The sequence below is a fragment of the Enterobacter sp. EGD-HP1 genome, assembly GCF_000733275.2.
Taxonomy (GTDB): domain Bacteria; phylum Pseudomonadota; class Gammaproteobacteria; order Enterobacterales; family Enterobacteriaceae; genus Enterobacter.
Map to the genome: position 1 here is coordinate 81,805 of NZ_AVOP01000011.1, position 10,297 is coordinate 92,101.

Here is a 10,297-nt window from a genome sequence, read left to right on the forward strand (position 1 = left end):
ATCATCATTGTTGAGCCATAACCGGGTCCGCCTGCTTCGCTTCATCTCGCTCAGGTCGACGCGGAATGAACGACACGACCCAGGAAACCAGTGAAGTAAGTGACCGGAAAATTAATTTCACCGACGACGGGGCAAATTCTGCAAGGTGACGATAGCCACGGAACCCCAGCTTAAGAATATCCAGCAGGCTTTCCAGAGGCTTATCCTCAGGGAAGCTGTCCTGCCAGAGAGCCCACGTATCCGCGCGGGCAAACGTACACTGCACAAAATCGATATGTTGCTTTTTGGTCAACGGCATCAGCTGCAGACCGACTTCATTGCCCGCCACGCGAACCACCTGCGTCGGGAAGACATACTCCTGCTGACCGCGCTTAAGCAGCAGGTTGACTTTCTGCCCTTCCAGCACCTTCGCCTGGCCGTTGATTTTGATCCCCAGACCACCGTCAGAGAAGTCGTGCACGGTACAGGAGAAGAGATGGCCATCTTCACGGGCGATCGCCGCAGGCATGCAGATTTCCACGCGATGCGCACGACGAACCTGTTTGCTCTCCACCGACACGGCTACCGCGCCGCCGAGGATAATCAGGTTGTAGAAGACCCATGCCATACTGACGAAGACGGTCAGGATTTCGTTTTCCGGGCCGTAGAAGTAACGCCAGATACCGGCGATGACGCCCACAATATTCAGCAGTACCAGGAAGATATACGGACGGGAGATCACCCAGTCGACATACTCCTCTTCGACCAGGCCGCCCTTCGCGGTGACGTTGAATTTCCCCTTATGCGGGTTAATCAGCGCTACCATCGTCGGCGGCGCGATGTACCAGGCCAGCACCGTTTCGTAGATTTCACTCCAGAAAGAATGGCGGTATTTACCCTGTATCTTCGAGTTCGTGAGGCTCGCATGGATCATGTGCGGCAGAACAAACAGCGCAATCATCAGCGCCGGGGCGTAAATGATATAAGCGTGAAGGAGCAGGAACGCCAGCGGCGCGGTCAGGAAGATCAGCCGCGGAATACCGGATAAGAAGTGGAACATGGCGTTGACGTAGCAGAGACGTTGCGCCAGCTTGAGTCCTTTCCCTATCAGTGGGTTATCAAGACGGAAAATCTGCACCATCCCGCGCGCCCAGCGAATACGCTGGCCAATGTGCGCCGACAGTGACTCCGTTGCCAGACCGGCAGCCTGCGGAATACGCATATAGGCTGAGGTATACCCACGACGGTGCAGACGAAGAGAAGTGTGCGCATCTTCAGTCACCGTCTCGACGGCGATACCGCCAATTTCATCCAGCGGTTTACGGCGGATAACCGCACAGGAGCCGCAGAAGAAGGTGGCATCCCACATGTCGTTTCCGTCCTGCACCAGGCCATAGAATAGCGTGCCTTCGTTCGGGGTTTTACGGAAACGGCCAAGGTTACGTTCAAACGGATCCGGCGAGAAGAAGTGGTGCGGCGTCTGCATCATCGCCAGCTCTTTCTCCTTCAGGAACCAGCCCATGGTCATCTGCAGGAACGAGCGCGTCGGCACGTGGTCACAGTCAAAGATCGAGACAAACTCCCCTGTGGCATACTTCAACGCGTTGTTGATATTCCCGGCTTTTGCATGCTCGTGAGTTGGACGAGCGATGTACTCGACACCGACCTCCTCTGCGAACTGGCGGAACGCCGGGCGATTGCCGTCATCAAGGATCCAGACCTTGAGCTTGTCTTTTGGCCAGTCGATGCCCAACGCGGCATAAATGGTGTTTTTCACCACACTCAGATCTTCGTTATAGGTCGGTACAAAGAGATCGACAGACGGCCACTGCGCGGTGTCTTTTGGCAGTGGAACCGGCTGGCGGTTGAGCGGCCAAATGACCTGGAAATAGCCCAGCACCAGCACGATCCAGGCGTAGGTTTCTGCAAACAGCAGCACCAGGCCGCACACCAGGCTGACCGGGTCGTCCCAGTTCAGGGTTGAGGTATAACGCCACCAGATGTAGCGACAGGAGACGGTCAAAGACAACACAATCAGCATCAGCGCCGAGAAGCGGCCCGGAATGCGGCGGACCAGCAGCGCCACGCCCCACAGCAGAATCAGGAAGGTGAACTGCGCCAGAGGGTTAAAAGGTTGCGTAATACAGACCAGCGCCAGAATGAGCGAGAACACGACGATCACCCCGAGGATAAAACGCCGCAGGCCCGGATGGAGATGCCCGAGCTCTTTATGGTTATCCAGATGGCTGGTCTTATCGCTTACGCTGTCGGGCAGTTTATCCAGCCACTGGTGGTAGCGTTCACGTAACTGTTGCACGCGGGAGAAGCTGCGCCAGTGCGGCGTTATTGTCTCTGAGCGGGATGACGTGACCGCCAGCCAGATGGCCTGAATGAGATAACGCGCCGGATCCAAAGGACGCGGCCGGTCGGGGTTAATGTGCGGATAGAGCTCACTGTGCCGTGCGCGTATGCGCTGCCAGCGCGGGTGTTCGAGTGGAATAAACATCCAGGCCAGAATCATCCAGAAACAGCCGAGCGCGGCGCTAAATGCCGAAGCACCGTGCCGGCGGAAATGCCGGTAGTGTTCGCTCAAACGCGAACTGACCGGCGGGATGAGTAACCAGCTGGCGAGACGACTCATACAGAACTCCCTGCATGCTCCGCACCGTTGGCGAAGTTCAGCAGACACCAGTTAGCCAGGGTCAGGATCTCTTCTGCCGCCAGTGAATCGCTGCGGTATTCGCCGAGCGGTTGCTTAGACGCAAGGCATTCCGCCATCCCCTCATCACGATGAATGACAATGGGAAGCAGACGGCGCTGGCTTTGCAGCCACACCTGATACAGATCGTCCTGGATCTGGCTGCCAATGCGCAAATCGTTAATCAGAAGGTGAGCGTTCTGAGGCAGCCCCTGCTGATGCAGGCGGATATGGCAGTTAGCATCGACGTTGACGATGGAAAGTATATGATCGCACTGGGCGATAAGCTGTCGGGTCAGCGTGCCGGCGCCGTGCGGCAGATCCAGCAGGATCCACTTGTAGTGTCCCTTTTCTTTCAGGGTTTGCAGCGCCAGCGTGAATTGCGAAAACAGGCGCTGATACGCGGCTTCATTCTCGCGTTCCGTGGTGGTCAGTTGACCAAACGGCAGCAGGTCAAGCTGGGAGGTATAGCGCATCCCTGCATCCTGCCAGTCTTTATCATCAAGCAGCGCGCGGGCCCAGCCCTCTTCGCGAGAAAAGTCGACGTTAAACGACATACGCAACAAATTATCGGCGCAGGCGTCAATAACCAGCACCGATTCACCTAAAAGCTGTAATGACCACGCGAGCGCCGCGGTAACTGATGTGGTACCCACACCGCCACGGACACCCTGTAATCCGAGTATGGCCATCAATGGCTCCCTTATTGTTGATGGGCGAATTCAGCTAATAACGGCCAGCGTTTAATAGCCGCAGCCAACTGTTCCCGCTGGGAAATATCGGTGTAATCTATTTCAGGTAAAGAAAAGGCCTGCGTCAGCGCCAGAAAATCGTTTTGGAATGTGTAACCCAGGGTCGAATCGACTGGGGTACCGGGTTCATTATTATCCATTCTTTTTCCATCCCTTTGCGTAGAATCGCCAGATCAGAAGTAGCGAGGCATCCTGCCCTATGAAATTTCATTTACATGCTAAATCTGATGTTCTTTAATTTCAATGTTAGGTTTATTTCTACGCTTTCGCTAGTAAACTGAGATACAGATAAATTAGACGAAAAGAGGGACACCGTGGACTCCATATTTTCTATTGGCATCCAGTCATTATGGGACGAATTGAGCCACATGCCAGTCGGAGGAGTCTGGTGGATTAATACGGACCGTAATGAAGATGCTATCGGTCTGGTAAACCAGACAATTGCTGCTCAGGATAAGGATTCCCGCGTGGCCGTCATTACCATGGGCGAAGATCCAAAGAAAATTATCACGCTTGAAAGTGGTCGCGGCCCCCAGACGGTGCGATTATTTTCCATGACATCGGAAGCCGATAGTCTATACTTTTTGTCCCGCGACGTTCAGTGCTCTATTGATCCGGATCACTATTTAGTGATTCTTAAATGTGCAAATAACGTCCTGCAAAATATCCCTGCTGAAAAACTGCTGCCGTGGCTGGAAAAAATCAATAAATGGGCAAAATTTCAAAATTGCACGCTATTGATAGTCAATCCCGGCAGTAATAATGACAAGCTGTTCTCACTTTTAATGGGTGAATATCGCTCCCTTTTCGGTCTGGCAAGCGTTCGTGACCAGGCGGGAAGCTATCTCTACGATATTGCATTTTGGTGTAATGAAAAAGGCGTGAGCGCCAGACAACAGCTTACGCTGAAACATATTGAAGGCGAGTGGCACCTGGCGCAGCAGGAAGAAACCGTGGTGCAGCCGCGCAGTGATGAAAAACGTATCCTGAGCCATATCGCGGTTTTAGAGGGAGCACCTGCCCTGTCGGAAAACTGGTCACTGTTTGAATCTAACGAAGCCCTTTTTCATGAAGCCCGCACAACCCAGGCGGCAACCATTATTTTCTCGCTGATGCAGAATAACCAGATTGAGACGCTGGCAAGGCAAATCCACACCTTACGCCGCCAGCGCGGCAGTGCGTTAAAAATCATCGTGCGCGAAAATAATACCAGCCTGCGCGCCACCGATGAGCGGCTGCTTCTTGGCTGCGGCGCCAACATGGTTATTCCATGGAATGCGCCATTGTCACGCTGCCTGACGCTTATCGAAAGCGTTCAGGGCCAGCAGTTTAGCCGCCATGTACCGGAAGACATCTCCACGCTGCTCTCCATGACGCAGCCAATGAAGCTGCGCGGATATCAAAAATGGGATACCTTCTGCGACGCCGTCGGCAACATGATGAGCAACACGCTTCTTCCTGCTGACGGAAAAGGGGTCATGGTCGCCCTGCGTCCTGTACCGGGTATTCGCGTTGAACAGGCTCTCACCTTATGTCGCCCGAACCGTACAGGGGACATTATGACCATTGGTGACAATCGCCTGGTGCTGTTTTTGTCCTTCTGCCGGGTAAACGATCTCGATACGGCGCTTAACCACATCTTCCCCCTGCCTACCGGGGATATTTTCTCGAACCGTATGATTTGGTTCGAAGATAATACGATCAGCGCGGAGCTGGTGCAGATGCGTGCACTCCAGCCTGAACAATGGGTTAAGCCGATTGCTATCAAGAGCGATGCCAAGCCGATCCTCAATGCCAGACACGATGGACACGTCTGGCGTCGGGTTCCGGAACCCCTTCGCTTATTAACAGACAACGCGGAGAACGCATCATCATGAATATCAGCGATATCATTCAACTGGTTATATTCTGTGCGCTGATCTTTTTCCCGCTTGGCTACTATGCGCGCCATTCCATACGCCGTATCCGTGATACGGCCAGAGTGCTGTTTATAAAACCTCGCTATGTAAAACCAGCCGGAACACTGACACGGGCATCACACGTCAAGGCAGACCGAAAACATGACTAACTCTACCTATACCGCTTCGTCACCCTCGCCGCTCTGGCAATACTGGCGCGGCCTTTCCGGCTGGAACTTCTACTTTCTGGTGAAGTTTGGTCTGCTGTGGGCAGGCTATCTGAATTTCCATCCCCTTCTCAACCTCGTGTTTATGGCCTTCCTGCTGATGCCGCTGCCGAATATCAGGCTGCATCGCTTACGCCACTGGGTCGCTATACCTGTCGGCTTTGCGCTGTTCTGGCATGATACCTGGCTACCGGGGCCGGACAGCATTATGAGCCAGGGGTCGCAGGTGGCGGGCTTTAGCGCCAGCTATGTCCTCGACTTGACCGAACGCTTTATTAACTGGCAGATGATTGGCGCGGTATTCGTGCTGCTGGTTGCCTGGCTGTTCCTGTCACAGTGGATCCGCATCACGGTGTTTGTCGTTGCGATTATGATCTGGCTTAACGTGCTGACGCTGGCTGGGCCAAGCTTTTCGCTGTGGCCTGCCGGTCAACCGACCACCACGGTGACCACCACAGGGGGCAGCGCAGCGGCAACCGTCACAACGGCAGGCGATACGCCTGTGGTAGGCGATATCCCAACCCAGACCGCACCGCCGACTTCAACCAACCTAAACGCCTGGCTCTCCAGTTTCTATACCGCGGAAGACAAGCGACAGACGAAATTCCCGGATGCGCTGCCGGCGGATGCTCAGCCGTTTGAACTGCTGGTAATCAACATCTGCTCTCTCTCCTGGGCCGACGTGGACGCCGCCGGTTTGATGTCTCATCCGCTGTGGTCACACTTCGATATTCAGTTTAAAGATTTCAACTCTGCCACCTCCTACAGCGGCCCGGCGGCGATCCGCCTGCTACGTGCAAGCTGCGGTCAGACATCGCATAAAAACCTGTATCAACCCGCCGGTAACCAGTGTTATCTGTTCGATAACCTCGCAAAACTGGGCTTTACGCAGCATCTGATGCTGGGGCATAACGGCCAGTTCGGTAACTTCCTGAAAGAGGTGCGCGAAGAAGGCGGCATGCAGGCACCGCTGATGGATCAAACCGGTCTCCCTGTCTCTCTGCTTGGCTTCGACGGTTCACCCGTTTATGACGATACCGCCGTCCTGCAGCGCTGGCTGCAGACCATCGAAAAAGACAGTAATCCACGCAGCGCGACGTTCTTTAATACCCTGCCGCTCCACGACGGTAACCATTTCCCGGGCGTAAGCAAAACGGCAGATTATAAAGTGCGTGCGCAGAAATTCTTCGACGAGCTGGACGCGTTCTTCACGGAGCTGGAAAAATCGGGCCGTAAAGTGATGGTGGTTGTGGTACCTGAGCACGGTGGCGCGCTGAAAGGTGACAGAATGCAGGTGTCCGGTCTGCGTGACATCCCGAGCCCATCCATCACCAACGTGCCTGCAGGCATTAAATTCTTTGGTATGAAGGCACCGCATCAGGGCGCACCGATTGAGATTACACAGCCAACCAGCTATCTGGCGATCTCAGAACTGGTTGCCCGCGCCGTTGATGGGAAGCTGTTTGTGGAAGATAGCGTGAACTGGGATCAGCTCACCAGCAAACTGCCGCAAACGGCGGAAGTTTCCGAGAACGCCAACGCGGTGGTGATCCAGTATCAGAACAAACCGTACGTTCGCCTGAACGGCGGGGATTGGGTACCGTATCCGCAGTAACACGGTATGACGTCCCTCTCTCCGTCCGGGGGAGGGACTATATCGACATTATTGCTGGGCGATCCACACCAGCATTTTCAGACTTGCTGAATAGTAGTCGTCTTTAGCGGTGATTTCGGGTTCACCGGAAGACTGTCCCATCGTGAAATCCCTCACTGCCAGCAGGCCGCCTTCCATCATGTAGGACGCATGCTCGTTGGTCGTGACGTTAACCCAGGCGGGAGTTTGTTCCCGGGGGAACTGACCGAACCAGGCCTTCCACGGCGTCAGCAGCGGGCTTTGCTTATCAGACCAGGCAACATACAGCGGAATGCGAATCGCGTCATAGCTCATTCGCGGCGGCCAGCCTTTGGCAGGAGACAGCTTGCCACCTGATGCCAGTGAAACCCAGTCAGTGGGCAGATTCGCTTTGCCCGAGCCCATTTTCCCCAGCAGGCGTTTCCCGTCCTTAATCAAATCGCGCCAGACCGGCAAATGGCTGCGGCCGGCGAAGGCCTGCCAGGCCGGGAACACGAAATAGGAAGGATTAAGGACCACTTCACCCTCAAGCTTAAACCCCTCGACGCCGGGCAGCATCACGCGGTAACCGGCATAGCGGATCACGCTGTGGTCAATCAGTGCTTTTGTAATGGCATCCGATGCGGCGCTGTAGCGCTTGTCATGCCAGCGGGCGTCGGCTTTGAGCAACGCCCAGGCAATCAGCACATCACCATCTGCAGCGTTGTTTTTGTCGGCGACCGGGTTGGGCTCTGCGGGGTTATAGCGCCAGTAAAAGAGACCATTCTCTTTGTTCTTTAGCTGACTGTCTGTCCATTGCCAGAGCTTATCAAACGTGGCCTTATCGTCGTTAGCCACCGCCATCAGCATGGCAAAACCCTGACCTTCCGTGTGCGACACGCCGCCATTGCCGGTATCAACAATGCGGCCTTCCGGTTTGAAAAAACGGGCCTTGTAACTTTCCCAGGCCCGATCCGCATGAGAGAGAGGCGAGAACAGCAGACTCATCATGACGGCCAGCGTCGCGCAGACGGGTTTTCGCATCATTCACTCCATCCGATTATTCGGCACTCCGAAGGGAAATCTCACCGCCCATCCAGGGTTTGATCACGCCATCCTGCTCCAGGAGCAGCGCGCCCTGTGCGTCAATACCGCGTGAAGTCCCGTAGATCTCTTTATCACCAATCAGCAATTTCACCGGGCGGTTGATGAAGTTATCCAGCTTTTCCCAACGAGACAGGAACGGTGCCAGCCCTTCCTGCTCAAAAAGCGTCAGCGAGCTGCGCAACTCTTTAATCATACGCACGGCGAGGGTGTTACGATCGATGACGATGCCCGCCTCCTGAAGGTTAGTCCAGGCCTGATTCACCACATCATTTTGTACATTGCGCATCACCATATTGAGGCCTGCACCAATGACGATTTGCGCCGCATCGCCCGTTTTCCCCGTCAGTTCGACAAGAATACCCGCAAGTTTACGATCGTTGAGGTACAGGTCATTAGGCCATTTAACACGGACTTTATCCGCTCCCAGATCGTGCAGCACTTCCGCCATGACGATGCCGATGACCAGACTCAGGCCAATGGCAGCGGCCGGGCCCTGATCGAGTCGCCAGTACATGGACAAATAGAGGTTGGCGCCAAATGGCGAAAACCATTTGCGCCCGCGGCGACCACGACCGGCCTGTTGATATTCTGCAACGCAGGCATCGCCGGATTTCAGCTCAGGCAGACGATCCAGAAGATACTGGTTCGTCGAATCAATCACCGGCAGCACCGCAACATTGCCGTGTCCAATCTGGCTGCGGATCGTTTCTTCATTCAGCAATTGAATCGGCTCCGGCAGGCTGTAGCCTTTTCCGGGAACCGTGAACACATCAACACCCCAGTCGCGAAGCGTCTGGATATGTTTATTGATAGCAGCACGGCTCATGCCAAGCTGTTCACCCAGCTGCTCGCCAGAATGAAACTCGCCGTCAGCAAGGATGCTAATCAGGGTTAAGGGAACGGTATTGTCCTTCACGCGATGGCCTCCACGGCATTGACTTCACCTGTGCGGCCAATGAAGCGAACTTCTGGCTCCAGCCAGACGTTAAACTTTTCGCCCACACGCTGACGAACATAATGAGCCAGCTGTATAACATCATCGCTGGTCGCATCGCGTTGATTAATCAGCACCAGAGCCTGCTGTTGATGAACGGCAGCACCGCCTACTGAAGCGCCTTTTAGCTGGCATTGATCGATAAGCCAACCCGCCGCCAGCTTCACGCTGCCATCCGCCTGAGGGTAATGTGGCGCTGCTGGCCAACCTTCAAGAAAGACTTTTGCATTTTCGCGGCTGATAACCGGGTTTTTGAAGAAACTGCCAGCGTTTCCGTTTACTTTTGGATCGGGAAGTTTGGTCATTCGCATATGGCAAACCGAGTCAAAAACGTCGCGGGCGGTAACGGTCGCAGGATCGAGACGCGTTAAATCTCCATAGGTCAACACCGGCTGCCAGTTCTTCAACAGGCGCAGACCCACGGCAACAATCACGTAGCGATCCTGATATTCATGTTTGAAGATACTGTCACGATAGCCAAATCGGCACTGTTCTGCCGTTAAACGCTTAGCCGTTCCGGTCGCCAGTTCGATGCAGTCGACATATTCACAGACATGTTTCAGTTCGATGCCGTAGGCGCCGATGTTTTGAATAGGTGATGATCCGGCGCAGCCAGGAATAAGCGCAAGATTTTCCAGCCCCGGCATCCCTTTTTCGAGGGTAAATTGCACCAGATGATGCCAGTTTTCTCCGGCCCCAACGTGCACATGCCAGCTGTCGGCACGCTCTTCAACATCAATACCCATGATGCGGTTAACGATCACTGTTCCCGCAAAATCATCGAGAAACAGGACATTACTTCCTTCGCCCAGAATCAGTACGGGTTCATTATTTTCTGTTGCGCTTTGCCATGCATCCAGCAGTTGCTGTGCAGTATCGGCACGTACAATTTGTTTAGCATTGCGTTGAATGCCAAAGGTATTCCAGGGCTTAAGGGAGTGGTTCATAGACGCTATCCTGATGCAAAAACGCAGGTAGTTTACCGTATAAGCAGGGGATTGGGGGATTAGTTTGTGCAGCGTATAAACGC

At 54.4% G+C, this 10,297-nt stretch carries 9 protein-coding genes; 3 read left to right on the top strand and 6 right to left on the bottom strand.

The window, feature by feature from the left end:
• Positions 1–4 precede the first annotated feature (4 nt).
• Genes bcsA through bcsR form a run of 3 tightly spaced genes read right to left on the bottom strand, consistent with a single transcriptional unit; the run spans position 5 to position 3,569 of the window.
• Positions 5–2,620, bottom strand: coding sequence for a UDP-forming cellulose synthase catalytic subunit (gene bcsA / locus N037_RS09050; protein WP_032640403.1), 2,616 nt, complete (start codon positions 2,618–2,620; stop codon positions 5–7).
• The gene (gene bcsQ / locus N037_RS09055) at positions 2,617–3,369 is read right to left on the bottom strand and encodes a cellulose biosynthesis protein BcsQ (RefSeq protein ID WP_032640405.1); all 753 of its coding nucleotides are present in this window, start codon (positions 3,367–3,369) and stop codon (positions 2,617–2,619) included. Before bcsQ ends, bcsA begins: the two co-directional genes overlap by 4 nt.
• 11 nt (positions 3,370–3,380) lie before the next feature.
• Positions 3,381–3,569, bottom strand: a complete 189-nt coding sequence (bcsR, locus tag N037_RS09060) for a cellulose biosynthesis protein BcsR (RefSeq protein WP_008503237.1) — start codon at positions 3,567–3,569, stop codon at positions 3,381–3,383.
• 174 nt (positions 3,570–3,743) lie between these two features.
• Between bcsR and bcsE the strand changes: the two genes are divergently transcribed.
• Genes bcsE through bcsG form a run of 3 tightly spaced genes read left to right on the top strand, consistent with a single transcriptional unit; the run spans position 3,744 to position 7,169 of the window.
• Entirely contained in the window at positions 3,744–5,306 is a 1,563-nt protein-coding gene (gene bcsE / locus N037_RS09065) for a cellulose biosynthesis c-di-GMP-binding protein BcsE (RefSeq protein ID WP_032640407.1), read from the top strand.
• Entirely contained in the window at positions 5,300–5,497 is a 198-nt protein-coding gene (bcsF, locus tag N037_RS23730; protein WP_024908822.1) for a cellulose biosynthesis protein BcsF, read from the top strand. Before bcsE ends, bcsF begins: the two co-directional genes overlap by 7 nt.
• On the top strand, positions 5,490–7,169 hold the full coding sequence (bcsG, locus tag N037_RS09070) for a cellulose biosynthesis protein BcsG (RefSeq protein WP_023333776.1): 1,680 nt from the start codon (positions 5,490–5,492) through the stop codon (positions 7,167–7,169). Before bcsF ends, bcsG begins: the two co-directional genes overlap by 8 nt.
• A 48-nt stretch (positions 7,170–7,217) precedes the next feature.
• Here the strand turns inward: bcsG and N037_RS09075 are convergent, their stop codons facing one another.
• The 3 genes from N037_RS09075 to murB are packed head-to-tail and all read right to left on the bottom strand — an operon-like array spanning position 7,218 to position 10,214.
• Positions 7,218–8,210: a glycosyl hydrolase family 8 gene (locus tag N037_RS09075; protein ID WP_032640409.1), complete on the bottom strand. Its 993-nt coding sequence runs from the start codon at positions 8,208–8,210 to the stop codon at positions 7,218–7,220.
• A 16-nt stretch (positions 8,211–8,226) separates the two neighbouring features.
• Positions 8,227–9,189: a bifunctional biotin--[acetyl-CoA-carboxylase] ligase/biotin operon repressor BirA gene (gene birA, locus N037_RS09080; protein ID WP_032640412.1), complete on the bottom strand. Its 963-nt coding sequence runs from the start codon at positions 9,187–9,189 to the stop codon at positions 8,227–8,229.
• A complete protein-coding gene (gene murB, locus N037_RS09085) occupies positions 9,186–10,214 on the bottom strand; it encodes a UDP-N-acetylmuramate dehydrogenase (protein ID WP_023333779.1) in 1,029 nt (342 codons plus the stop codon). Before murB ends, birA begins: the two co-directional genes overlap by 4 nt.
• Between the last annotated feature and the right edge of the window lie 83 nt (positions 10,215–10,297).